At 73.0% G+C, this 24,190-nt stretch carries 20 protein-coding genes; 10 read left to right on the top strand and 10 right to left on the bottom strand.

All coding sequences use genetic code 11. The features are described 5' to 3' along the window. Window positions 1-59 precede the first annotated feature (59 nt). The 4 genes from ACFY2K_RS03135 to ACFY2K_RS03120 form a co-directional block, all read right to left on the bottom strand. The gene (locus ACFY2K_RS03135; protein ID WP_380521971.1) at window positions 60-1,523 is read right to left on the bottom strand and encodes a hypothetical protein; all 1,464 of its coding nucleotides are present in this window, start codon (window positions 1,521-1,523) and stop codon (window positions 60-62) included. Next, entirely contained in the window at window positions 1,520-2,254 is a 735-nt protein-coding gene (locus ACFY2K_RS03130; protein WP_380521973.1) for a DUF6114 domain-containing protein, read from the bottom strand. The genes ACFY2K_RS03135 and ACFY2K_RS03130 overlap by 4 nt, the downstream gene beginning before the upstream one ends. 133 nt (window positions 2,255-2,387) lie before the next feature. After that, window positions 2,388-3,059, bottom strand: a complete 672-nt coding sequence (locus ACFY2K_RS03125; RefSeq protein WP_375891492.1) for a DUF6230 family protein — start codon at window positions 3,057-3,059, stop codon at window positions 2,388-2,390. Window positions 3,060-3,814: 755 nt separating this feature from the next. Next, entirely contained in the window at window positions 3,815-4,807 is a 993-nt protein-coding gene (locus tag ACFY2K_RS03120) for a tetratricopeptide repeat protein (RefSeq protein ID WP_387709347.1), read from the bottom strand. 492 nt (window positions 4,808-5,299) lie between these two features. Here ACFY2K_RS03120 and ACFY2K_RS03115 point away from each other — a divergent pair, with 492 nt between their 5' ends. After that, window positions 5,300-5,851, top strand: a complete 552-nt coding sequence (locus tag ACFY2K_RS03115) for a TetR/AcrR family transcriptional regulator (protein WP_380522065.1) — start codon at window positions 5,300-5,302, stop codon at window positions 5,849-5,851. 56 nt (window positions 5,852-5,907) lie between these two features. On the opposite strand, the gene ACFY2K_RS03110 is transcribed toward ACFY2K_RS03115, so the two are convergent. The 3 genes from ACFY2K_RS03110 to ACFY2K_RS03100 form a co-directional block, all read right to left on the bottom strand. Beyond that, window positions 5,908-7,593, bottom strand: coding sequence for a methylmalonyl-CoA mutase (locus ACFY2K_RS03110; protein WP_375891490.1), 1,686 nt, complete (start codon window positions 7,591-7,593; stop codon window positions 5,908-5,910). 239 nt (window positions 7,594-7,832) lie between these two features. Then, entirely contained in the window at window positions 7,833-8,171 is a 339-nt protein-coding gene (locus ACFY2K_RS03105; protein WP_375891489.1) for a DUF3817 domain-containing protein, read from the bottom strand. Window positions 8,172-8,247: 76 nt separating this feature from the next. After that, window positions 8,248-8,784, bottom strand: coding sequence for a MarR family winged helix-turn-helix transcriptional regulator (locus tag ACFY2K_RS03100; RefSeq protein WP_387709344.1), 537 nt, complete (start codon window positions 8,782-8,784; stop codon window positions 8,248-8,250). Between the two features lie 498 nt (window positions 8,785-9,282). On the opposite strand from ACFY2K_RS03100, the gene ACFY2K_RS03095 reads away from it, so the two are divergent. Together ACFY2K_RS03095 and ACFY2K_RS03090 are read left to right on the top strand one after the other, a co-directional pair. Next, on the top strand, window positions 9,283-10,911 hold the full coding sequence (locus ACFY2K_RS03095; protein WP_380521977.1) for a M4 family metallopeptidase: 1,629 nt from the start codon (window positions 9,283-9,285) through the stop codon (window positions 10,909-10,911). Window positions 10,912-11,359: 448 nt separating this feature from the next. After that, a complete protein-coding gene (locus ACFY2K_RS03090; protein WP_380586803.1) occupies window positions 11,360-12,979 on the top strand; it encodes a M4 family metallopeptidase in 1,620 nt (539 codons plus the stop codon). Between the two features lie 105 nt (window positions 12,980-13,084). Here the strand turns inward: ACFY2K_RS03090 and ACFY2K_RS03085 are convergent, their stop codons facing one another. Next, the gene (locus ACFY2K_RS03085; protein WP_375891485.1) at window positions 13,085-13,396 is read right to left on the bottom strand and encodes a DUF3817 domain-containing protein; all 312 of its coding nucleotides are present in this window, start codon (window positions 13,394-13,396) and stop codon (window positions 13,085-13,087) included. A gap of 247 nt (window positions 13,397-13,643) precedes the next feature. Between ACFY2K_RS03085 and ACFY2K_RS03080 the strand changes: the two genes are divergently transcribed. The 5 genes from ACFY2K_RS03080 to ACFY2K_RS03060 all read left to right on the top strand — a co-directional run bounded on the left by ACFY2K_RS03080 (window position 13,644) and on the right by ACFY2K_RS03060 (window position 17,382). After that, a complete protein-coding gene (locus ACFY2K_RS03080; protein ID WP_380639542.1) occupies window positions 13,644-14,447 on the top strand; it encodes a DUF2127 domain-containing protein in 804 nt (267 codons plus the stop codon). An 80-nt stretch (window positions 14,448-14,527) separates the two neighbouring features. Then, the gene (locus ACFY2K_RS03075; protein WP_375891483.1) at window positions 14,528-15,166 is read left to right on the top strand and encodes an AIM24 family protein; all 639 of its coding nucleotides are present in this window, start codon (window positions 14,528-14,530) and stop codon (window positions 15,164-15,166) included. Continuing rightward, complete coding sequence (locus tag ACFY2K_RS03070; RefSeq protein WP_380396786.1) at window positions 15,166-15,816, top strand: AIM24 family protein; 651 nt, start codon at window positions 15,166-15,168, stop codon at window positions 15,814-15,816. The genes ACFY2K_RS03075 and ACFY2K_RS03070 overlap by 1 nt, the downstream gene beginning before the upstream one ends. A 209-nt stretch (window positions 15,817-16,025) precedes the next feature. Continuing rightward, entirely contained in the window at window positions 16,026-16,826 is an 801-nt protein-coding gene (locus ACFY2K_RS03065; protein WP_375891555.1) for an AIM24 family protein, read from the top strand. A gap of 40 nt (window positions 16,827-16,866) precedes the next feature. After that, window positions 16,867-17,382 (top strand): MarR family winged helix-turn-helix transcriptional regulator, encoded by a 516-nt coding sequence (locus ACFY2K_RS03060; RefSeq protein ID WP_375891481.1) that lies wholly within the window; start codon window positions 16,867-16,869, stop codon window positions 17,380-17,382. A gap of 72 nt (window positions 17,383-17,454) precedes the next feature. On the opposite strand, the gene meaB is transcribed toward ACFY2K_RS03060, so the two are convergent. Together meaB and ACFY2K_RS03050 are read right to left on the bottom strand one after the other, a co-directional pair. Beyond that, complete coding sequence (gene meaB / locus ACFY2K_RS03055; RefSeq protein WP_387709341.1) at window positions 17,455-18,411, bottom strand: methylmalonyl Co-A mutase-associated GTPase MeaB; 957 nt, start codon at window positions 18,409-18,411, stop codon at window positions 17,455-17,457. A gap of 119 nt (window positions 18,412-18,530) precedes the next feature. Continuing rightward, entirely contained in the window at window positions 18,531-19,724 is a 1,194-nt protein-coding gene (locus ACFY2K_RS03050) for an acetyl-CoA C-acetyltransferase (RefSeq protein WP_375892941.1), read from the bottom strand. Window positions 19,725-19,982: 258 nt separating this feature from the next. On the opposite strand from ACFY2K_RS03050, the gene mce reads away from it, so the two are divergent. Further along, window positions 19,983-20,426, top strand: a complete 444-nt coding sequence (gene mce, locus ACFY2K_RS03045; protein ID WP_375892942.1) for a methylmalonyl-CoA epimerase — start codon at window positions 19,983-19,985, stop codon at window positions 20,424-20,426. A 508-nt stretch (window positions 20,427-20,934) separates the two neighbouring features. Beyond that, the coding region (locus ACFY2K_RS03040) for a hypothetical protein (RefSeq protein ID WP_387709338.1) at window positions 20,935-24,190 on the top strand (3,256 nt) is incomplete at its 3' end.

Here is a 24,190-nt window from a genome sequence, read left to right as displayed (position 1 = left end):
GCCGCCCCACCGGCGTTTCCGCGTCCGCTACCCGGCGCCGTGCGTCCGCCGCTCGGCGGTCACTTGTCGCTGTAGGGCGCGTCGTCGTTGAACAGGTGCATCCCCGGGATGTGCAGGGTGCCGCCGAACTGGCCGGCCTGCTTGGCCGTCACCCCGGTCAGCTCGATGTCCAGCGGGATCGGGATGGCGCCGATCAGGTCGTACAGCCAGCGCGGCAGGGTGTCCGGGGTGAGGGTGATCTCGCCCAGGTCGATCGGGATCGGCAGGCCGAGCAGCTTGGACAGGTGGCCGGACAGCCGCTCCACGTACATGGTGACCGGGCCGTTGCGCATGGTCGAGGTCGAACCCGGGGCGCTCTGGACGTGGAAGGTGACGCCGTTGCCCTCCAGGGTCGACATGTCGAGGTTCTCGATGTCGACGCTGTCGACCACGAACTTCAGCACCCGCTTGGTGCCGGTCGGGGTCTTCACGTCGTAGACGCCGTGGAAGGCCGCGCCGTGCAGGCCGAGGCGGCTGGTCTGCAGCGTCCAGTTCTGCTCCGGGACGACGTGCTCGGCGGTGGCCGCACCGGCGGTCAGGTTCCGGGCGTCCACGTCGCAGTTGGGGTTCGCGGTGGGCGAGCCGGACGGGGTGGCGGCGGCCGAGGAGCCCGCCGACGGGGTCGTGGACGGAGCCGCCTTGCCACTCGCCCTGCCGCCCGCCTTGGCGCCCGAGGCGGTGGCGGCCGGCGAGGGCTGCCCGCCCGAGGGCTGGTCGGCGGCGGACTTCCCGTCCGGGGACTGTGCTGCGGGCGGCGCGGCCTGCTGGGTGCCGGCGGCCGGGGCCTGCGGCTGGGCGGGCTGCGCCGGGGTGCCGACCCGCGGGGCGGGGGCGGCCGGGCCCTGGGGGGTGGCACTCGGTGTCGCGCTCGGCGAAGGAGTGGCCGAACCGCCCGGGTTCAGCAGGTGGTTGATGCCGCCGACGAGGTCGTCGATCAGCCCGGCCCGGCTCGCGGTGGCCGTGCCGCTCCCGGTGCCCGGGTAGACGGCGCTGACCGCGCCGGAGCCGCCGGTGGTGGCGGAGCGGACGGCCGACTGGGTGGCCGCCGTCGCCGGCGGGGGCTTCACCGGCGCGGTGGTCGGCGCCGTGGTCGGTATCTGGGTCGGCGCGGTGGTCGGCGTGGTGGTCGGCAGCGAGCTCGGGCCGGACGAGGGCGTCGTCGTCGGGCTCCCGGTCGCCCCCGGCGTACCGGTCGGCGCGGGCGGCGGCTCGGGCAGCTCGCTCTTGGGGACGGGCGTCTCCTCGACCGGCGCCACGTCCGGCACGGCCACCGGCGCGTTGCCGCACGGCTTGCCCGCGGCGGACTCGGCGACCGCCGGGTTGGGCGTGTAGGCGGCCGCCATCAGCAGCGCGGTCGGCACCGCGGCCATCGCCAGGGCGCGGCCTCTCAGCCGGACCCGGACCGGCGTGCGCGGCGCGGCGTGCCGGCCGGAGCGCTGCGCGGGGACGGCCGTGCCCTCTGCTTGCTCGGCCGGCCCGGTCACCGCGCCCCCTCCTGCTCCCCGGCGGTGCCCTGCTTCGGAACGGCGGCCTCGGCGGCGGCCTCTGCGGCGGGCTCGGCCGCGGGCTCGGCCGCCTGCTCCACGGGCCCGCCCTGGGCGGGCAGCTTCGCGGTGGGCGCCTCGACGGCGGCGGTCTCGGTGGCGACCTCAGCGGTGGCGACCTCAGCGGTGGCAGCCTCGGCGGTGGTGGCCTCGGCGGTGGTGGCCTCGGCAGCGGCGCTCTCGGTGGCGACGCTCTCCGCCACCGCACCGTCCGCCGGCCGACCGCGCCGTGCGCGCCGCCCCTTGGCCGGCGCGGTGGACGGCTCCGGCAGCGGCGCCCAGGAGACCATCAGTCCGCCGCCGATCAGACCGGGCAGCAGGGCGAGGCCGAAGCCCGCGAGGTTGGAGACCGGGATCGAGACCAGCGTCAGCAGGATGGTCGCGATGCCCGCGAAGACCCGGACGGCGGGCTGGAACCAGGCGGTCAGCCCGAGGATGATCATCAGTACCCCGATGATCAGCGACCCGGCACCGGCCGTGGTGGACATCGCGATGGTCAGCCCGCCGAAGGTGAGGTGGGCGTACGGGAAGTAGAGGATCGGGACGCCGGCGATCATGGCCAGCAGGCCGCCCCAGAAGGGCCTGGAGCGGCGGAATTCACGGAAGTGCCGCCAGAGCCACCCGACGGGGTTCTGCTGACGGGGCCGCGTCTCGACCGTTGCGCTGGACATGGTGCAGCTCCTCGACGTCGCTACGAGGGAAGAACGAAAAAGGTGGGTGCCGGGGGTGGCGGTCGCCCGCCGCCCCCGGCCCCGGGTTGCCCAGTCATCCGGGCACGCCGGTCGGCGTGCCGTCAGACGTGACTCAGAAGCACTCGTTGCCGGCGCCGTCGCCGCTCTTGAGCGCGAGGTTGAGGCCGTTCAGCTTGAACGTGCCGGCCGAGGTGGCCCGCGCGGTCTGCTGGACGCCGCTCAGGTCGGCGGTCTTGGCGGACTGGGCGAAGCCGGTCGCGCCGGTCGGCAGGCCGGCGCCGCCGCCCGCCTTGGTGACACCCGCGTGCGGGGCCCAGCCCTGGGTGGCCGTACCCGAGAGGGTGGAGGCGTCCTGGCCGATGTTCATCTGGGTGAAGGTCGCGTCCGCCTTCAGCTGCTCCAGGTCGATCAGCAGGTTGTCGGCCTGGACCGGCTTGCCCGCCTCGGTACCGGCGTGCAGCTGGAGGGTGATCTTGCCCAGCCCGAAGCCGGACAGGTCCGTCACCACCGACTGGCACAGGTTGGTGATGTCGGCGTGGTCGAAGGCCGAGACCGCGACCGGGTGGGGCTTGCCGTTCGCCTCGATGTCGACCGAGCCGAACTGGGAGAAGTTGGTGCCGTGCAGCTGGTCGGTGCTGACCTTGAACTGCTGGCCGGAAATGCTGAACGAGGCGGCGAGCGCACTGTTGGCGATCGAGACGCCGACCATCGCGGTGGCCGCGACGCTCGGCACCATCACCAGGGCGAAGCGCTTCCAGCGGGTCTTGCCGTAGGTCTTGGACATGCGAGTCCTCCTTCTAGGACGTACATCTCCGGCTTCCCGGCGGCGCGTCCCGCGCCGGTGGGAGCCTGGGATGGGAGAGAGCTACGTCCTCGGTAGCGGAGAGCGCCTTGGGCGTCGTCGGACGCGGGAGCGGCCTGCGTACTGCGGCACTCCCGTCCCGAAACCGGCCGTCCTTGCGGGACGACGGGTCGGACCGACGACATCGGCGATCACCCCCGAGCGACAACCAGCGACCGCGCAGGGCCGCGCGGCCGGTCGAGGACAGGAACCGCCGTGGGACCGCGGATACCCCCCTGCCCTCCCTACCGCCGACCGGAGCCGGCGGATCACCCGGTGGGGATCCCGCGCTCCGCGTGGCCGACGGGCTGTCGGAGGGTGTGGAGTCTGGGACCGGGCGTGGCCGATCGTGCTTGAATCCCGGGCGAAGCACAAGGGGTGCCTTACTGACGGGTAATGCAACACCAGGTGGCATTGATCATGGAATTGACCCGAGTTGCACCGTGCGTGACGTGTTGAAGGAAACGTGACGGCGAAATCTGCCGGAAACAGGAACGAAACACCCGTGGGTGGTCACGGAAAGTGACCACCCACGGGTGAAATCAAGATTTGGTAAACCTCTGTCCGGTTGACCGGATTGTCGCCAAATCACCAGGCGACACCGCAGGTCATCCGAGGTGCCAGGCACCCGGTGCCAGCACCGGGGCCGGGCCGCCGCGGGAGCGGCTCGGAACGGCGGGCTCAGAACAGCACGCGGCTCAGAACAGCACGCGGGCCAGCGCCGCACGGGCCACGACCACCCGCGGGTCCTCCGGGCCGATCACCTCGAACAGCTCCAGCAGGCGCAGCCGGGCGGTGTCCCGGTCCTCGCCGAAGGTCCGGCCGACGGTGTCCACCAGGCGCCCGAAGGCGTCCTCGACGTGACCGCCCACCAGGTCCAGGTCAGCGGCCTGCAGCTGGACGGCGACGTCCTTCGGGTCGGCGGCGGCGGCCGCCCGGACCGACTGGAGGTCCAGGCCCTCGACCCGGTGGAGCAGCTCGGCCTGCGCCAGGCCCAGCTTGGCCTCGGTGTTACCCGGCTGGTCGACCAGCACGTTCCGGTACGCCTGGACGGCGCCGCTCAGGTCGCCGGCGTCCAGCGCGTCGTGCGCGGCGGCCAGCGCCGGGTCCGCCGGCCGCTGCACCGCGGCGTCGTCGGCCTCGCCCGGGACGACCGCGCCGCCGGAGATGCCGAAGCGCTGCTCGGCGACCAGGATCAGCTGGTCCAGCACCTTGCGGACGTTGGCGGCGCTCTCCGCGCCCTGGAACAGCGGCACCAGCTGACCGGCCACCACGGCCATCACGGCCGGGATGCCCTGGATGCCGAACTGCTGGGCGATCAGCTGGTTGGCGTCCACGTCGATCTTGGCGAGCACGAAGCGGCCGGCGTACTCCTCGGCCAGGCCCTCCAGGATCGGGCTGAGCTGCTTGCAGGGCCCGCACCACTCGGCCCAGAAGTCGATGACGACCGGCACCTCGGCGGAGCGCTGGACGACCTCGGTCTCGAAGGTGTCCTCGGTGACGTCGATGACGAGCGGGTAGGCGGGCTGGGGGGCGGCGACTCCGTCCGCTTCGGCGGCGGCCGCCTGACGGGCCCGCTCGGCCCGGGCCTGCTCGGCCTTCTGGGCGGCCTCACCGGCCGCCTTCACCGCGGCGAGGTCGACCGCACCGCGCAGGGAGGAGCTGTTGAGACGCGAATTCCGTGGCTGCATGGCACCATCCTCCCCCGTCCGTACTGCTCGCGGGCACCAACCTCCGGAAAGTCGCCCCGCGCGGGCTGCGCGGTGCGGGTTCCCGGTCGGTGCGCCCTTCCCCCGGTAGCCTGAACCGTTCGGCGCGGATCCCCACCCGCACCCGCGCCGCCCCGTCCCACGGGATCGGCGCCTGGTTGTCACTGCTTTCGCTACAGGTCGTAGCGTAACTGGAGCCGGTGCCCCGGCCGCAAGCCCCACCGGCGGTTCGGGGACGTGAGCTGCCCCACTTTCACGGTCCGCCCGGCTGCCCGAATCGGCGAACAGTCGCTACCGTTACCAGCCCCACCCAGGTTACTTACCAGTAGATCGCAAGGAGGCCCGGTGCCGGCCGCCCAGCCCTCCGTGAGACCGGACGACACCGTCCGGGACGGCTCCGCTCGGGAGGGCACCGCCCGGGAGGGCGCCGTCCGGGCCAAGGGCCGCCCGCGCAGCGCCGCCGCCGACCTCGCGATCCTCGACGCCACCCGCGAGGCCCTCGCCGAACTCGGCTGGGGCGGACTGACCATGGGCCACGTCGCGAGCCGGGCCGGGGTCGCCAAGACCACGCTCTACCGGCGCTGGCCCTCCAAGAACGAGCTGGTGGTCGACGCCGTCGCCAGCCTCTTCGACGAGCTGGTGATGCCCGACCTCGGCAGCCTGCGGGCCGACATCGAGGCCGTGGTCGGCCAGTTCGCCGACCTGCTGGCCCGCCCGGAGACCCAGGCCGCGCTGCTCGCCCTGTTCGCCGAGGGCACCCGGGACCCCCAGCTGCGCCGCCGGATCCGGGAGGCCATCGTGGACCCGCAGAAGCGGCTGGTCCGGCAGGGCCGGGCGGCCGCCCAGGCGCGCGGCGAACTGGAGGCGGACACCGACACCGCCTCGGCCTGCGAGGAGGTCGACATCATCTTCGACACCATCGCCGGCACCGTCGAGCACCGCGTGCTGGTCAGCGGCGAGCCGATCACCCCCGCGTGGACCCGCCGCTTCATCGACCTGCTGCTCGGACCGCTGATCATCGGCTGACGGCACGCCGGAGCCGCCGTACGGACCTCCGTACGGCGGCTCGGGTGCTCAGCGGGTCAGAAGGCCGCGTTCTCCTGGTACGTCCCCCACTCCTGCCGCAGCGCGTTGCAGATCTCGCCCAGGGTCGCCTCGGCGCGCACCGCGTCCAGCATCGGCGGGATCATCGACTCGCCCGAGCGGGCCGCCGCCAGCATGGCGTCCAGCCCGGCCCGCACCGCCGCCTCGTCCCGGGCCGCCTTGCGCTCGCCCAGCACCCGCACCTGCTCGCGCTCGACCTCGTGGCTGACCCGCAGGATCTCCAGGTCGGGGGTGACGCTGCGCGGGTGGCAGTTGACGCCGACCACGCGCTTGTCCCCCTTCTCCACCGACTGCTGGTACTGGAAGGCCGCCTCGGCGATCTCGCCGGTGAACCAGCCCTCCTCGATGCCGCGCAGGATGCCGGAGGTGATCGGGCCGATCTCGTGGTCCTCCCGGCCCTTGTCCAGGATCCGCCGGAAGATCGCCTCGGCCTGCTGCTCGATCCGGTCGGTCAGCGCCTCGACGTACCAGGAACCGCCCAGCGGGTCGGCCACGTTGGTGACGCCGGTCTCCTCCATCAGCACCTGCTGGGTGCGCAGCGCGATCTCGGCGGCCTGCTCGGAGGGCAGCGCCAGGGTCTCGTCCAGCGCGTTGGTGTGCAGCGAGTTGGTGCCGCCGAGCACCGCGGAGAGCGCCTCGACCGCGGTGCGCACCACGTTGTTGTACGGCTGCTGCGCGGTGAGCGAGACGCCGGCGGTCTGGGTGTGGAAGCGCAGCCACTGCGCCTTGTCGGTCTTCGCGCCGAAGCGGTCGCGCATCCAGCGGGCCCAGATCCGGCGCGCGGCGCGGAACTTGGCGATCTCCTCGAAGAAGTCCAGGTGGGCGTCGAAGAAGAAGGACAGGCCGGGCGCGAAGACGTCCACGTCCAGGCCGCGGGACAGGCCCAGTTCGACGTAGGCGAAGCCGTCCGCGAGGGTGTACGCCAGCTCCTGCGCGGCCGTCGCCCCGGCCTCGCGGATGTGGTAGCCCGAGACGGAGAGCGGCTTGTACGCCGGGATGCCCCGGGCGCAGTGCTCCATCAGGTCGCCGATCAGGCGCAGGTGCGGCTCGGGGGCGAACAGCCACTCCTTCTGGGCGATGTACTCCTTGAAGATGTCGGTCTGCAGGGTGCCGTTGAGCACCGCCGGGTCCACGCCCTGGCGCTCGGCGGCGACCAGGTACATGCAGAAGATCGGGACGGCCGGGCCGCTGATCGTCATCGAGGTGGTGACCTCGCCGAGCGGGATGCCGGCGAACAGCACCTCCATGTCGGCGGCCGTGTCGATGGCGACGCCGCAGTGGCCGACCTCGCCGAGCGACTTGGGGTCGTCCGAGTCGTACCCCATCAGGGTGGGCATGTCGAAGGCGACCGAGAGGCCGCCGCCGCCCGCGTCCAGGATCATCCGGTAGCGCTCGTTGGTCTGCTGGGCGTTGCCGAAGCCGGCGAACTGCCGGATGGTCCAGGTGCGACCGCGGTAGCCGGTGGGGTGCAGGCCGCGGGTGAACGGGTACTCGCCGGGCCAGCCGATCCGCTCGAAGCCCTCGACGGGCTGCCCGGGCGCCGGGCCGTAGACCGGCTCGACCTCGTCGCCGGAGAGGGTGGTGAAGTCCGCGTCGCGCTTGCGGGCCTTGTCGTACCGCTGCTGCCAGCGCTGCCGTCCGCGCTCGATCTCCTCGGCGTCCATGGGCCGAACTCCGCTCCGTACGGCCGCCACGGCACCGGGCGGCACAGCTATTAGGACGTCCTACTAATTTACTCGGACGTCCTAGTACTTGTCGATGGAGCCCCGCCCGCGGAAACGGCAGCGGCCGGGAACGACCCGGCCCGGTCGGACCCGGATGCGCCGAGGGCGCCCCTCCCCCGCTCGGGGAAGGGGCGCCCTCGTGGCGCGTGCTCGTGGCGCGTGCTCGTGGCGCGGGCGGCTCAGACGCCGGCCGGCTGACGGGCGCCGCCCGCCGGCAGCTGCTCGGCGGCCTCGCGGGCCACCCGGCGCTCGAAGACGAAGGAGAGGAACGGGATGCAGCCCGCCGCCAGGGTCAGCACCAGGCGGCCGAGCGGCCACTTGAGCTTCTGCCCGAGCAGGAAGGTCACCACGAAGTACCCGATGTACAGGTAGCCGTGCAGCATCGCGACGTAGGTGGTCAGGTCCTCGGCGGTGCTGAACCCGTACTTCGCGACCATGAAGCCGCAGAACACCAGGAGTGCCACACCGGTCGCAATGGCCAGGCCGCGGTACCAGCCCAGCAGGGGGGTCGCCTTCATACTCTTCCTCGCCTCGCTCGGCTTTTTCGGCCGGTACGCCCGGATCCGCGCACCGCTCCCACGAGGGTAGCCGCCCTCACGGCCGCCCTTCCGCAGCCCCCTCGTCCGGCTCGGCGAAGTCGCCCGCCGCGATCCGCAGCGGCCTGAGCAGTTCGAAGACCTGCCGGCACTGCTCGGGGCCGTACTCCTCCAGCCCGAACTCCATCGACATCAGCTCCCGGGTGGCCTCCTCGACCACCTCGCGGCCGCGCCCGGTGATCGCGGCGAGCACCCCGCGGCCGTCCAGCGGGTTGGGGCGGCGGGCGACCAGGCCGGCCCGCTCCAGGCGGTCGACGGTGTTGGTGACGCTGGTCGGGTGGACCATCAGCCGCTCGCCGATCTTGGAGAGCGAGAGCTCGCCGGTCCGGCTGAAGGTCAGCAGCACCAGCGCCTCGTACCGGGCGAAGGTCAGTCCGTACGGCTTGAGCACCGCGTCGACCCGGGACAGCAGGATCTGGTGGGCGCGCATGATCGAGGTGATCGCCGCCATCGAGGGCACGGTGCCCCAGCGGCGGGCCCACAGTTCGTCGGCGCGGGCGATCGGGTCGAAGTCGAGTGCGAGGGGCTTGGCCACCTCCTTACCGTACCGGCGGACGGGACGTGTGCTACCAGCCGTCCTGATGGTGGACAAGCGCGACGCGTGGCGGGATCCCGCCAATCGGACGGCCAGGTCCATACCTGGACATTGCGTCGGTGTGAACTGCGGGCAACAGCCGCCCGGCACAACGGGGTTGACCATCGAACGCCCGAACGCCCCGCTAGCAGGCCTCGGTTCGGACCGGAACCCGCTGAAAGTCGGGGCGGAACGCCCCCTTTGTCCGCCCGTTCACATTCCTTCGTCTTGGCGGGACTTGGCCAATTCATGAGGAAGACCTGTCATTTGATTTGCTCGATTGTCATGCTTTCCGCCAACCCCGTTCGACCGCCACCACCCCCACCCAACCGGTGGCAGCCGCACGACCGTTCGGGGTCCTCGCACGTCAGCGCCCGTCCCGCCCCGAAGGTGCCGAACCCGGCCCCCCGGGACGCGGCGCGACCGCGCCCACACGCGGTTTCCCGGAAGGACTCGTCCGTGAAGCGAAAGCTCGCCGCAGTCGCCGTACTCTCCGCCACCGCTCTGCTCACCGGTGTCGTCCAGGCCGGCGCGGCCCAGGCCGACCCCGCCCCGCAGGCCGGCAGCTCCCAGCAGCTCGCCGCCCTGCTCGCCCAGGCGAACGGCCAGTCCGGCAAGGTCGCCCACGCCCTGTCCCTCGGCGGCCAGGAGCAGCTGGTGGCCAAGGACGTCGTGGTGGACGCCGACGGCACCCGCCACCTCCGCTACGAGCGCACCCTCGCCGGGCTCCCCGTCCTCGGCGGCGACCTGGTCGTGCACCAGAAGGCGGACGGCACCACCACCGCCGTGGACAAGGCCGTCGGCGCCAAGCTCGCGCTGCCCAGCCTCACCCCGCAGATCCCCGCGGACAAGGCGGCCGCCCAGGCCACCGGCGCCGTGCAGTCCACCGTCGGCATCACCGTCGACGAGGACGAGGCGCCGCTGACGGCGGTGCACCAGACCGGCAAGGCCGAGCTGGTGGTCTGGGCCACCGACGGCAGCCCGCGCCTGGCGTACCGCACCACGGTCGAGGGCGAGCGCGCCGACGGCACCCCGAGCCGCCAGCTGCTGGTCACCGACGCGGCGAGCGGCCAGGTGCTGTCCACCCACGAGGAGGTGCAGACCGCCGCCGGCACCGGCAAGGGCGTCTTCGTCGGCACCGTCCCGCTGACCACCACCCAGAGCGGCAGCTCCTACCAGCTCAAGGACGCCACCCGCGGCGGCCAGGCGACCTACACCCTCAAGGGCAAGACCTCCGGCTCCGGCACCCTGGTCGCCAACACCACCAACAGCTTCGGCAACGGCCTGGCCTCCAACGCGGAGTCCGCCGCCGTGGACGCCCAGTACGGCGCCGCGGTCACCTGGGACTTCTACAAGAACACCTTCGGCCGCAACGGCATCAAGAACAACGGCGTCGGCGCCGCCAGCCGGGTCCACTACGGCTCCAACTACGTGAACGCGTTCTGGGACGACTCCTGCTTCTGCATGACGTACGGCGACGGCTCGGGCAACACCCACCCGCTCACCGCGCTGGACGTGGCCGGCCACGAGATGAGCCACGGCGTCACCTCCGCCACCGCCGGCCTCAACTACTCCGGTGAGTCCGGCGGCCTCAACGAGGCCACCTCGGACATCTTCGGCACGATGGTCGAGTGGTACGCCAACCTGCCCTCCGACAAGCCGGACTACCTCATCGGCGAGCAGATCAACATCAACGGTGACGGCAAGCCGCTGCGCTACATGGACCAGCCGTCCAAGGACGGCGCCTCGGCGGACTACTGGTCCTCCACGGTCGGCAACAAGGACGTCCACTACTCCTCGGGCGTCGCCAACCACTTCTTCTACCTGCTGTCCGAGGGCAGCGGCGCCAAGACCATCAACGGCGTCAACTACAACAGCCCGACGTACAACGGCTCCAGCCTCTCCGGCATCGGCCGGGACAAGGCGGCGAAGATCTGGTACCGCGCGCTGACCACCTACTTCACCTCCACCACCAACTACGCGGCGGCCCGCACCGGCACCCTCAAGGCCGCGGCGGACCTGTACGGCGCCACCAGCGCCGAGTACAGCGCCGTCGCCGCGACCTGGACCGCCGTCAACGTGAAGTGACGCCCGGCGGAAGGTGAGCTGGACGCCCGGGGCCCCGTTGGAGGGCAGGCCCCGGGCGTCCGTCCATGTCCGCCGCCGGCCCGCCGCGCCCCCTCGCCGCCGGCCCGCCGCGCCCCGCGGCGCGTCAAGCGGTCCCGGTTGGCGGAGTCCCGCCAGCCGGGACGAACCGACGATTCCGGACAGTGGACGGCAACCGAACCATCCGCACCGCCCCTGGCGACTCCTGGCCAATCCCGGGAGGCGCCCTGTCCTTTCCTGCCACGGATTGTCATGCTTATGACCAAGCTCCCGCCCGACGATCCGTCGCCCCCACCCGACCGACGGACCGTCAGCGGCCGCACGGGAGCAGCACGTTCGCGCCCTACCGCCCCAACGGCGCCACCCCCGGCGCCCCGGTACGCGGCGCACCCGCACGCACGCGCGGGTCCCGTGGAAGGAACTGCCCCACGTGAAGCGAAAGTTGACCCTCCCGGCGGTGCTCTCCGCCACCGCACTGCTGGCCGGCGTCGTCCAGATCGCCGCCCTCCCCGCCGCCCAGGCCGCCGACCTGTCGCAGTCCGCGCCGCTCGCGATCGCCGCCGGCCAGAGCGCCCCACTCGCCGGCGCGCTCGCCCTGGGCGCCCAGGAGCGGCTGGTCGCCAAGGACGCCGTGGTGGACGCCGACGGCACCCGCCACCTCCGGTACGAGCGCACCTACGCCGGCCTGCCGGTGCTGGGCGGCGACCTGGTCGTCCACCAGCGCCCGAACGGCTCGGTGGCCTCGGTGGACCGCGCCTTCGACGGCCGGATCGCCCTGCCGAACGGCCTGGCCCCCGGCCTGTCCGCCGACCAGGCCGCCGCACGGGCCACCGACGCGGTGCGGGCGACCGTCGGCCTGGCCGCCGACGACGACGAGGCCGCGCTCAGCCGGGTGGACGGCACCGACCGGACGGACCTGGTGGTCTGGGCCGCCGACGGCAACCCGCGGCTGGCCCACCGCACGGTGGTGCGCGGCGAGCGCGCCGACGGCACCCCGAGCAGCCAGCAGGTGGTCACCGACGCGGCCACCGGCGACCTGCTCTCCACCCACGAGGAGGTCCAGACCGCGGCCGGCAGCGGCAAGGGCGTCCACGTCGGCACCGTCCCGCTGACCACCACCCAGAGCGGTTCGACCTACTCGCTCAAGGACGCCACCCGGGGCAACCAGTCGACCACCGACCTCAAGGGCGGCACCTCGGGCAACGGCTCGCTGTTCACCGCCACCAGCAACACCTGGGGCAACGGCCTCACCTCCAACCGCCAGTCGGCCGCCGTGGACGCCCAGTTCGGCGCCTCGGCCACCTGGGACTTCTACAAGAAGACCTTCGGCCGCAACGGCATCAAGAACAACGGCGTGGGCGCCCTCAGCCGGGTGCACTACGGCTCGAACTACGTCAACGCGTTCTGGAACGACTCCTGCTTCTGCATGACCTACGGCGACGGCAACGGCAACACCAACCCGCTCACCGCGATCGACGTCTCCGGCCACGAGATGACCCACGGCGTCACCTCCGCCACCGCGGGCCTCAACTACTCCGGCGAGTCCGGCGGCCTCAACGAGGCCACCTCGGACATCTTCGGCACCATGGTCGAGTGGTACGCCAACCTGCCGGCGAACCCGCCGAACTACTGGATCGGCGAGAAGATCAACATCTTCGGCAACGGCAAGCCGCTGCGCTACATGGACAAGCCCTCGCTGGACGGCAAGTCCGCGGACTCCTGGTACTCCGGCGTCGGCAACCTGGACGTCCACTACTCGTCCGGCATCGCCAACCACTTCTTCTACCTGCTCTCCGAGGGCAGCGGCGCCAAGAGCATCAACGGCTACAACTACAACAGCCCGACCTCCAACGGCTCGAAGGTCACCGGCATCGGCCGGGACAAGGCGGCCGCGATCTGGTACCGCTCGCTGACCGTGTACTTCACCTCCACCACCAACTACAAGGCCGCCCGCACCGCGAGCCTCAAGGCCGCGGCCGACCTCTACGGCGCCAACGGCGCCGAGTACAAGGCGGTGGCGGCGGCCTGGAGCGGGGTCAACGTCAACTGACCGCGCCCCGTACGAGCCATCCCCGGTAAGAAACGGCGACAGGCTGCCGCGGCCCTTTGGGAGAGGAGGCCGTGGCAGCCTGTCGGCCGTCCACCCGGAGCGGGATCAGGCGGTGGCGGGCTCCAGCTCGCCGCGCTCCTCGCGGCCGAGCATCCGCTCGGCGAAGAAGCCGCCGAAGGGCAGCACCGAGAGCACGAAGAGCAGGGCGCCGCGCTTGACGTCCCACTTCTGCGCCTGCCAGGCCTGGATCCAGAAGACCACGTACAGGACGAACAGGACCCCGTGGACCATGCCCATCACCGGCACGGCGTCGAAGGACGTGGTCCGCTTCAGCACCGAGCAGATCAGCAGCAGGACGAAGGAGATCGCCTCGGGGGCGGAGACCAGGCGCAGGCGGTGGACGGCGCTGCTGTTCACGTTGGATACCTCAATACGGGGGTCGGAGGCGTGGGCACGCTTGTGAAGCGACTCACAAGCCTTCCGGCCATTATCACCGAGCACACGTACGGGCCCCGGGCCGGGGGTGGCCACCGTGCCGGATGTCACAGCCGCGCGCCAGAACCCCGCCGGCCGCAGCAGGGCGTCCCCCGTACCCCCTATCCTGCTGCCCGCGCGCCCAACGGAACCGGGCGCCACCGGCATCGCACCACGGGGGTAGCACCACATGTTCAAGCGTGACTGGGACCGCAGGACCTGCGCCAAGCGCGGCCACACCACCTACGCGCCGACCGAGCCCGAGCTGGCCGCCCGGCTGCACACCGCCACCGCCGTCGGCGACGCCTGGCGCTGCCTGCGCTGCGGCGACTTCGCGCTCGGCGCCCCGCACGGCTCCGGCCCGGCGGCGGACGCCCCGCTGGTGCCCCGCGGCAAGGCGCTGCGGGACCTCTTCATCCTGCGCTTCCTGGCCGTCGAGCGGGTGCTGCGCGGCGTGATCATCATCCTGATGGCCTGGGGCGTCTGGAAGTTCTCCAACAGCCAGGAGGCCGTGCAGCGGATCTTCGAGGACGACCTCACGATCTTCAAGCCGGTCACCGACCACTTCCACTGGGACCTCGACCACGCCCCGATCGTCGAGACCATCCGCAAGACCTTCGGCTACCAGAAGAAGACCCTGCTGGTCGTCGCGGGCGCGATGATCGCCTACGCGCTGATCGAGATCGTCGAGGCGGTCGGCCTCTGGCTGGGCCGGCGCTGGGCCGAGTACCTGACCGTGGTCGCCACCGCCGCCTTCCTCCCGCTGGAGGGCTACGAGCTGCACGAGCACGTCAGCGCCGTGAAGGTCTGCACCCTGCTGCTGAACATCGCCGCGGTGCTCTGGATCATGCTCTCCAAGCGGCTGTTCGGCCTGCGCGGCGGCGTGGTGGCCTTCGAGGCGGAGCGCCACTCGGCCTCGCTGCTGGAGGTCGAGGAGGCCGCCGGGACCGTCCCGCACCCGGGCCACGGCCACGGGGCGCACGCACGCTCCTGACGCGAACGATTGTCCCGAGTCCGTACCGGTCCGCCCCGGCCCTCTCGCCCGGCCGCCCCCGCGGCGGCTAGATTGCGGCCGTGGCACAGTTCAGACTCCAGGGATCAAGGGTCCTCGCCGTCGAGTTGGGCGGGGACGCCGTCAAGGCCCGGCACGGCTCGATGGTCGCGTACACCGGCCAGATGACCTTCAAGAAACTGACCGGCGGCGGGGACGGGCTGCGCGGCATGGTCGCCCGCAGACTCACCGGCGAGCGGATGACGGTCATGGAGGTGAAGGGGCAGGGCACCTGCTACTTCGCCGACCGGGCCACCGAGATCAACCTGGTCCGCCTCGACGGCGAGACGCTCTACGTCGAGGCGGACAACCTGCTCTGCACCGAGGCCGGGCTGCACACCGGCACCAGCTTCACCGGGCTGAACGGCGTCTCCTCGGGCAACGGCCTCTTCACCACCAAGGTGGAGGGGCACGGCTGGGCGGCCGTCACCTCCAACGGGCCGGCCGTCATCCTGCGGGTCGGCAAGGACATGCCGCTGCGGGTCGACCCGGGCGCGTACGTCGCGCACACCGGCAACCTGCACCGCAGCGTGAAGTCGGGCGCGGGCTGGACCACGGTGATCGGCGAGGGGGGCGGCGAGGCCGTGCAGGTCGAGTTCACCGGCGAGGGCCTGGTGTACGTCCAGCCCTCGGAGAAGGTCACCCTCGGGGGTGACGTCTGATGGGCTTCACCCGGATCAACGGCAAGATGGTCGAGGCCCAGGTGGTGCCCGGCCAGCGGCTGTTCAGCCAGCGCGGGGCGATGCTCGGGTACACCGGGGACGTCCGCTTCACCCCGAACATCACCGGCGGCCAGGGCGGGGTGATGTCGATGATCGGCCGGCGGGTCGCCAACGAGGACACCCCGCTGATGACGGTCGAGGGCCACGGCCGGGTGATGTTCGGCCACGGCGGCCACCACGTGCACGTGATCGACCTGGTCGGCGACACCCTGTTCGTCGAGGCGGACCGGCTGCTCGCCTTCGAGGGCACCCTGCGCCAGTCCACCGTCTTCCTCGGCTCGCAGGGCGGGGTGATGGGCATGGTCCGCGGCCAGGTCAGCGGGCAGGGCCTGTTCACCACCCGACTGGAGGGCCACGGCTCGGTCGCGGTCATGGCCCACGGCGGCGTCTTCGAACTGCCGATCACCCCCGGCCAGTCGGTGCACGTCGACCCCCAGGCGTACGTGGCGCACCGCGGCGAGGTGCGCAACAAGCTGTCCACGGCGATCGGCTGGCGCGAGATGATCGGCCGCGGCTCGGGCGAGGCGTTCCAGCTGGAGCTGTCCGGGCAGGGCACGGCGTACGTCCAGGCGAGCGAGGAGAAGCTCTGATGTCCCACCCGCCGCAGCCTCCGCAGCCGCCGTACGGGGGAGGCTCCCCGCACGACCAGCCGACCCAGCCGGGTTTCACGGTGCCGCCGGACTACGGCCGCGCCGCCGGGTACCCGCCGCCCCCGCCCCCGCCCTACCAGCCGCAGGCCCAGCCGCAGCAGCCCCAGCAGTCCTACGCCCAGGAGCAGTTCGGCGGCGCGCAGGCCCCGCTGCCGACCGCCCACGGCGGCTCCGGCCCGGTGGTGTACGACGCGCACACCCTGCCGTCCAACGACAACGTCAACCCGTACGCCTTCGCGGTCGAGCTGAACGGCTCCTACTTCCTGCAGAAGGGCAAGATGGTCGCCTACTACGGCGACATCTCCTTCCGCGGCGTCGGCGCCGGGATGGTCGACCGGGTGCTCGGCCAGCACTTCAACTCGCCGCTGCACGCCTCGGACTGGGTGGTCGCCCAGGGCTCCGGCCGGCTGCTGCTGGCCGACCGGGCCTTCGACCTCAACTCCTACGACCTGGACGACGGCAACCTGACCGTCCGCTCCGGCAACCTGCTCGCCTTCGACCCGACGCTGCGGCTCAAACAGTCGATCATCCCGGGTTTCCTGACCCTGATCGGCACCGGCCGCTTCGTCGCCGCCTCCAACGGGCCGGTGCACTTCGTGGAGCCGCCGGTCCGGGTGGACCCGCAGGCGCTGGTGGGCTGGGCGGACTGCCCGGCACCCTGCCACCACTACGACCACGACTACCTGCACGGGGTGGTCGGCGGCCTGCGCCGGCTGACCGGCATCGGCGGCGCCTCCGGCGAGGAGCACCAGTTCGAGTTCATCGGGGCCGGGCAGGTGCTGGTGCAGTCCAGCGAGACGCTGCTGGCCGAGCGGTCGGTCGGCCGGGTGGACGCCGAGGCCGGGGTCCCGGTCGGCGGGGTGCCGAACCAGCCGGGCCACGCCGGCGACCACCCCAACACCCCCGGCCTCGGTAACCTGGGCGAACTCGGGCGGCGTTTCGGCCTGTAAACTCGTACAAGATTGAACTAAATCGGCTATGCTGGACCCCATGGATACGCACACGACCGACACTGCGGACACTCCTCCGTCGCAGCCCGAGGAGGAGACTCCCTGGCTGACCGCCAGGGAGCAGCGGATGTGGCGCGCCCATCTGGAGGTCGCCAAGCTGCTGGACTACCAGCTCAGCCGCGAGCTCCAGCCCCACAGCCTGGCGATCAACGACTACGAGATCCTGGTCGTGCTCTCCGAGGCCCCGGACCACCGGATGCGGATGACGGACCTCGCCACCGCCACCCTCCAGTCCAAGAGCCGGCTCTCCCACCAGATCACCCGGATGGAGAACGCCGGGCTGGTGCTGCGCCAGGAATGCCCCGGTGACCGCCGCGGCCTCTTCGCCCACCTCACCGAGCAGGGCTGGGAGACCATGCAGCGGGTCGCCCCCGACCACGTGCGCAGCGTCCGGGCCCACTTCATCGACCGCTTCACCCCGGAGCAGCTCGACGCCCTCTACGAGGCCCTGGCCCCGGTCGCCGACCACCTCCGCGGCCTCCGCGGCCGCTCGTAGCCGCTCCTGGCCGCACCGCGGACAGCGGCGGGGCCCCGGACCGCACCCGGTCCGGGGCCCCGCGCGCGACGCTCAGCCCGTGGTCAGGCCCGCGACCAGTTCGTCGGCCGCGCCGTACGGGTCCAGCTCGCCGTTGACCACCCGCTCGGCCAGGCCGACCAGGTGGCGGTCGCCGGAGAGGTCGCCGATCCGGGCGCGCAGCTCGGCCAGCGCGATCGCCTCGATCTCCTGGGCGGCCCGACGGCGGCGGCGCACCGCCAGCTCGCCGGTCTCCTCCAGCCAGGCGCGGTGCTTCTCCAGGGCCTCGACCACCTCGTCCACGCCCTCGCCGCGGGCCGCGACGGTCTTCACGATCGGCGGGCGCCAGTCCCCCGCCTCGCGGGCCTCGCCGAGGCCCAGCATGTGGTTGAGCTCCCGGGCGGTGGCGTCGGCGCCGTCCCGGTCGGCCTTGTTGACCACGAAGACGTCGCCGATCTCCAGGATGCCCGCCTTGGCGGCCTGGATGCCGTCGCCCATCCCGGGGGCCAGCAGCACCACGGCGGTGTCCGCCTGGGCGGCGACCTCGACCTCGGACTGGCCCACGCCGACGGTCTCCACCAGGATCACCTCGCAGCCCGCCGCGTCCAGCACCCGCAGCGCCTGCGGCGCCGCCCAGGACAGCCCGCCCAGGTGCCCGCGGGTGGCCATCGAGCGGATGAACACCTCGGGGTCGGTCGCGTGGTCCTGCATCCGGACCCGGTCGCCCAGCAGCGCCCCGCCGGAGAACGGCGAGGACGGGTCGACGGCGAGCACCCCGACCCGCTTGCCGAGCCGCCGGTAGGCGGAGACCAGCGCCGAGGTGGAGGTGGACTTGCCCACCCCAGGCGAGCCGGTCAGGCCCACCGTGTACGCCTGCCCGGTGTACGGCGCGAGCGCGGCCATCGCCTCCCGCAGCTGCGGGGCGGCGTTCTCGACCAGCGTGATCAGCCGGGCGACCGCCCGCGGCCGGCCCTCCCGGGCCTGCTCGACCAGCGTGGCGACATCGATCATCAGGAGCTCCTTGCGCGGATGCCGGCGGGTGGCGGCGGCGTACGGCGGCGAACGACGGCAGATGCCGAAGGGGCCGCGGACCACTTGTGGCGGTCCACAGCCCCGGAGGTCGGAACAGATCAGGCCTTCGGCACGCGCACGATCAGCGCGTCGCCCTGGCCGCCGCCGCCGCACAGCGCGGCCGCGCCGACCCCGCCGCCGCGGCGCTGCAGCTCCAGCGCGAGGGTCAGCACCACGCGGGCACCGGACATCCCGATCGGGTGGCCGAGCGCGATCGCGCCGCCGTTGACGTTGACGATGTCGGCGGAGACGCCGAGGTCCTTCATCGACTGGTGGGCGACGGCCGCGAACGCCTCGTTGATCTCGATCAGGTCGAGGTCGGAGACCTCCAGGCCCTCCTTGCCCAGCGCGTGCCTGATCGCGTTGGACGGCTGCGACTGGAGCGAGTTGTCCGGGCCGGCCACGTTGCCGTGGGCGCCGATCTCGGCGATCCAGGTCAGGCCCAGCTCCTCGGCCTTGGCCTTGCTCATCACGACCACGGCGGCGGCGCCGTCGGAGATCTGCGAGGAGGTGCCGGCGGTGATCGTGCCGTCCTTGGTGAAGGCGGGGCGCAGCTTGGCCAGGCCCTCCACGGTGGTGTCGGCGCGGATGCCCTCGTCCTGGCTGAACAGCACCGGCTCGCCCCTGCGCTGCGGGATGGCGACCGGGACGATCTCAGCCTCGAAGACGCCGTCGGCCTGCGCCTTGGCGGCCCGCTGGTGGGAGGCGGCGGCGATCTCGTCCTGCACGTCGCGGGCGATGCCCAGGCGGGTGTTGTGCTTCTCGGTGGACTCGCCCATCGGGATGTTCTCGTAGGCGTCGGTCAGACCGTCGTACGCCATCGCGTCGAGCACCTCGACCGCGCCGTACTTGTAGCCCTCGCGGGACTTCGGCAGCAGGTGCGGGGCGTTGGTCATGGACTCCTGGCCGCCGGCCACCACGATGTCGAACTCGCCGGCCCGGATCAGCTGGTCGGCCAGGGCGATGGCGTCCAGGCCGGAGAGGCAGACCTTGTTGATGGTCAGCGCCGGGACGTTCATCGGGATGCCGGCCTTGACGGCCGCCTGGCGGGCCGGGATCTGGCCGGCGCCGGCCTGCAGCACCTGGCCCATGATCACGTACTGGACCTGCTCACCCGTGATGCCGGCCCGCTCCAGCGCGCCCTTGATCGCGAAGCCGCCGAGGTCGGCACCGGAGAAGCCCTTGAGGGAACCGAGCAGGCGGCCCATCGGGGTCCGCGCACCGGCAACGATCACAGAGGTGGTGTTGGTCATGGGACGGGCCCCTTCGCACGTCGTGGCCAGGTGGTGAGGATGCGCTCAGGGTACTGACCCGTTTTCCGCCCGTCACCGGAGCGACGGTGTGATCGAGCGCACTGGCACCGTCCAGTCAACACCGTGTCAATGCGATCCGGGTGAACGTCCGGGTGATTCCCGGCGTGTGAGCAGGCTCGCACGTCCGGCACTGGCGCCGCCTCGGGGCCGTACGCTGCACTGGGTGCCACTGTCCGTCCACCGCCCCCTGGAGGCGCCGTGCTGACCCGCATCGACCACATCGGCATCGCCTGCCGAGACCTCGACAAGACGGTCGAGTTCTACCGCGCGACCTACGGCTTCGAGGTGTTCCACAGCGAGGTCAACGAGGAGCAGGGGGTCCGCGAGGCCATGCTCCGGATCAACGGCACGGACGACGGCGGCGCCTCGTACCTCCAGCTGCTGGAGCCCACCCGCCCGGACTCCACCGTCGCCAAGTGGCTGGAGAAGAACGGCGAGGGCGTGCACCACATCGCCTTCGGCACCGCCGACGTGGACGGCGACGCCGAGGCGATCCGCGACAAGGGCGTCCGGGTCCTGTACGACCAGCCGCGGATCGGCTCGATGGGCTCGCGGATCACCTTCCTGCACCCCAAGGACTGCGGCGGCGTGCTGACCGAGCTGGTCACCTCGGCCCAGCCGGGCGAGCACGAAGGGCACTGAAACGACCTCGGAACCGCTCCCGGTGCCGCCCGGGACCGGGCGGCACACCGGAATTCGGCACTAGCGACCCGTCAGTAACGTGGTCCGGCAGCCGGAAAACCCCCACGCGGCCATTCCCCCGCGGTGCGCGCCCACTACAATGCCCAGGTGCGCGAAGACTCCGGGGGACGGAGGCGACGGGCACGGCCGATGACAGGCCTGTCCGCCCTCCGGTGGCCGGCCCGTCGCAGGGGAGTCCAGTACGCGGGCACGGCTGAACAGTCGCAAGACGGATCTGTCACCATTCTCCACAGGCAAGAGTTCGCCCAGGAGTCCACCCGGACGGGGGAACGCGGCACGTCCGCGCTCCCGCGACCAGGACTCCGACGACCGCGGCGGACGGCTCCGGCTTGGCAGCGGGTCGTCCGGTGGGCGCGGATGCAAGGACCAGTCGGACCAGGACCCCGGACACGGGTGGCCGGGACCGGCCCGGTCGAGGACGCGACCAGGAGATGGATGGGACCGCGGAGTGCGGGGCAACGACCGCTACGAGGTTGACGATCACCTCTCCCAGTTCGAGGCCGAGATGGGTCGGACTCGGAAGGAGCGGGACAAAGCAGTCGAGCATGCCGAGGACCTCGCCTACCAGGTGGAGGTGCTCCGGGCCAAGCTGCACGAATCCCGGCGCATGCTCGCCCAGCCGCGCGCCTTCGACGCCGTCTCCGGCCAGGCCGAGCAGATGCTGCGGACCGCCGAGATGCAGGCCCAGCAGATGCGCGCCGACGCCGAGCGCCAGCTGCGCGACTCCCAGGCCGCCACCCAGCGGATCATGGCCGAGACCGCCGAGCGCACCGCCCGGCTGGAGGCCGAGCTCGCCGCACGCCGCCGCCAGCTGGAGGACGAGCTCACCGAGCTGCGCCGCTCCGCCGAGCAGCACGTCAACGGCTGGGCCGAGCAGACCCGGTCCGGCTCCGAGCAGGAGGCCCAGCGCCTCCTCCAGGACGCCCGCGCCGAGGCCGAGCGGATGGTCGCCGCGGCCCGCGCCGAGGCCGCCGCCCTCTCCGACCACGCCCGCGCCCAGACCGCCGCTGACGTGGACGCCGCCCGCGGCGAGGCCCAGGCCGCCGCCGAGGCCGCCCTCCAGAAGGCCCAGAACGACGCCGAGCGACTGCTGCGCGCCGCCTCCGAGCACGCCCAGCAGGCCGGTGCCCAGGCCGCCGCCGACGTGGACGCGGCCCGCGGCCAGGCCCAGCAGGAGCTGGCCGCCGCCCACGCCGCCGCCGAGCAGCAGCTGGCCGTCGCCCACACCGAGATCAGCCGGCTCAAGGAGCAGGCCGCCGCCGAGCAGGCCCGCGCCGAGCAGCAGCTGGGCGCCGCGAAGGCCGAGATAGAGCGGCTGCGCGACGCGGCGATCGCCGAGGCCGAGCGCGCCCGCCGGGAGGCCACCGAGCTGCGGGTCCAGGCCGAGCAGGCCGCCGAGCAGTTGCAGGCCGACGCCGAGGCCGCCGCCGAGCGCAAGGTCGCCGACGGTGAGGCCGCCACCGAGCAGCGCTCGCAGACCGCCCGGGCCGAGATCGCCCGGCTGGTCGCCAACGCCACCAAGGAGTCCGAGGCCATCCGGGCCGAGGCCGAGGCGATCCGCAGCAACGCCGCCACCCGGCAGGCCGAGGCGGACGCCGCCAAGGCCGCCGCCGCCGAGGAGAGCGAGCGGCTGCGGGCCACCGCCGAGTCGGTCGCCGCCCAGTTGAAGGCCGAGGCCGAGGCGGCGATCGCCGAGCTGCGCGCCCAGGCCGACCGGGACGTGGCGGAGCTGCGGGCCCAGGCCGAGGCCGACGCCCAGCGGCTGCGCGGCGAGGCCGAGGAGGCCGGCCGCGCGGCCGGCGCCAAGGACGCCACCGTGCACCTCGCCAAGGCCGCCAAGACCGCCGAGGAGGTGCTCGGCCGGGCCAACCAGGACGCCGAGACCGCCCGCGGCGAGGCCTCCGCCGAGGCCGAGCGGATCCGCGCCGAGGCGCACGCCGAGGCCCAGCGGCTGCGCGAGCAGGCCCAGGCCGCCGTCGAGCAGGCCCAGAACGCCGCCCTGGACGACGCCGCCGCGATCCGCGAGCGGATCGAGCAGATGCAGGACGAGGCCGCCCGGCTGCGCGCCGAGGCCGAGGAGCTGCGCGCCCAGGCCGCCGCCGAGGCCGACCGGGCCCGCAGCGAGGCCCGCCGCCAGGCCGTGCTGCAGATCGAGGAGTCGGCGAAGAACGCCGAGGAGCTGCTCACCAAGGCCAAGGCCGACGCGGACGAGCTGCGCGCCGGTGCCGCCGGGGAGATCGAGCGGCTGCGCACCCAGGCCCAGGAGCAGGCCGCCGAGACCCAGGGCCGGGCCGAGCAGACCCTGGCCCGGGCCCGGACCGAGGCCGAGAAGATCACCTCGGCCGCCGAGCAGCAGGGCCAGGACGCGGTGACCGCCGCCAAGGCCGCGGCCGCCGAGAACCGCGCCGCCACCGAGCGGGAGACCGCCGAACTCCGGCGCGGCGCAACCGAGTTCGACCAGCAGGTGCGCGCCGCGGCGACCGCTGCCGCAGAGGCCCTGGCCGCCGAGTCCCAGGCCGAGGCGAACGCCGTCCGGGACGCCGCGGTCGCCGACGCCGAGCGGGTGCGCACCGAGGCCGACACCGAGGCCGCCCGCACGAGGGCCGAGGCCGAGGCCACCGCGAACGCGCTGCGCGAGGAGAGCCGGCGCGAGTACGAGGAGGCCGCCGCCGGGCTGCAGCGCGAGCGCGAGGAGACCGCCGAGCAGCTGGCCGGTGCCCGCACCGCCCGCGAGCAGGCCGAGCAGGGCGCCGCCGAGCTGACCGAGCGCACCGCCCGGGAGAGCACCGAGGTCCGCGCGGCCGCCGACCGGTACGCCGCCGAGCAGCGCGAGAGCGCCGACCACGAGACGGCCGAGCAGCGCGAGGAGGCGGAGCAGTACGCCGCCGAGCACCGTGCCGAGGCGGAGCGGGCCGCGGCCGAGCTGCGCGCCCTCGCCCAGCAGGAGACCACCCAGCAGCGCGAGAGTGCCGAGGCCTACGCCGACCGCGTCCGCACCGAAGCCGAACAGCACGCCACCGACCTGCGCACCGAGGCCGAGCAGTACGCCGCCGACCACCGCACCGAGGCGGAGCAGTACGCCGCCGAGCACCGTGCCGAGGCCGAGCGGGCCGCGGCCGAGCTGCGCGCCCTCGCCCAGCAGGAGACCACCCAGCAGCGCGAGAGTGCCGAGGCCTACGCCGACCGCGTCCGCACCGAAGCCGAACAGCACGCCACCGAGCTGCGCACCGAGGCGGAGCAGTACGCCGCCGACCACCGCACCGAGGCCGACGAGCTGCTGGAGCAGGCCGGCGCCGCCGCCGAGCAGCGCCGGGCCGAGGCCGCCCAGGACGCCAAGGCCACCCGCGAGAAGGCCGCCGCCGAACTGGCGCTGGCCGACGAGCAGGCCGAGACCGTCCGGGCCGAGGCCGGCCGGGAGCTGTCCGAGGCCCGCGCCACCGCCGACGCCATCCGCGCCGAGGCCGCCGCCGAGCTGGAGCAGGCGCGCGCCGACGGCCAGGACGTGGTGGCCGCCGCCCGGGCCGAGGGCGCCGAGCTGGTCTCCACCGCCGAGGACGAGGCCGCCGAGGTCCGCCAGTCGGTGGCCGGCCTGCACGAGGCCGCCGCCGAGCAGATCGCCGCGCTGCGGGCCACCGCCGAGCAGGACGCCGCGGACACCCGCGAGCGGGCCGAGCAGGACGCCGCCGAGGTGCGCGAGCTCGCCG

The organism is Kitasatospora sp. NPDC001309, from assembly GCF_042896295.1.
GTDB lineage: Bacteria > Actinomycetota > Actinomycetes > Streptomycetales > Streptomycetaceae > Kitasatospora.
Note: the sequence above shows the minus strand (reverse complement) of the source record. Positions and strands in the feature narration are given on the sequence as shown.

What these genes read in the sequence shown, in the direction of transcription:
- ACFY2K_RS03130 (WP_380521973.1), bottom strand. Translation starts at nt 2,254, where the DNA reads ATGTCCAGCGCAACGGTCGAGACGCGGCCCCGTCAGCAGAACCCCGTC.
- ACFY2K_RS03125 (WP_375891492.1), bottom strand. Translation starts at nt 3,059, where the DNA reads ATGTCCAAGACCTACGGCAAGACCCGCTGGAAGCGCTTCGCCCTGGTG.
- ACFY2K_RS03120 (WP_387709347.1), bottom strand. Translation starts at nt 4,807, where the DNA reads ATGCAGCCACGGAATTCGCGTCTCAACAGCTCCTCCCTGCGCGGTGCG.
- ACFY2K_RS03110 (WP_375891490.1), bottom strand. Translation starts at nt 7,593, where the DNA reads ATGGACGCCGAGGAGATCGAGCGCGGACGGCAGCGCTGGCAGCAGCGG.
- ACFY2K_RS03105 (WP_375891489.1), bottom strand. Translation starts at nt 8,171, where the DNA reads ATGAAGGCGACCCCCCTGCTGGGCTGGTACCGCGGCCTGGCCATTGCG.
- ACFY2K_RS03080 (WP_380639542.1), top strand. Translation starts at nt 13,644, where the DNA reads ATGTTCAAGCGTGACTGGGACCGCAGGACCTGCGCCAAGCGCGGCCAC.
- ACFY2K_RS03070 (WP_380396786.1), top strand. Translation starts at nt 15,166, where the DNA reads ATGGGCTTCACCCGGATCAACGGCAAGATGGTCGAGGCCCAGGTGGTG.
- ACFY2K_RS03060 (WP_375891481.1), top strand. Translation starts at nt 16,867, where the DNA reads ATGGATACGCACACGACCGACACTGCGGACACTCCTCCGTCGCAGCCC.
- meaB (WP_387709341.1), bottom strand. Translation starts at nt 18,411, where the DNA reads ATGATCGATGTCGCCACGCTGGTCGAGCAGGCCCGGGAGGGCCGGCCG.
- ACFY2K_RS03050 (WP_375892941.1), bottom strand. Translation starts at nt 19,724, where the DNA reads ATGACCAACACCACCTCTGTGATCGTTGCCGGTGCGCGGACCCCGATG.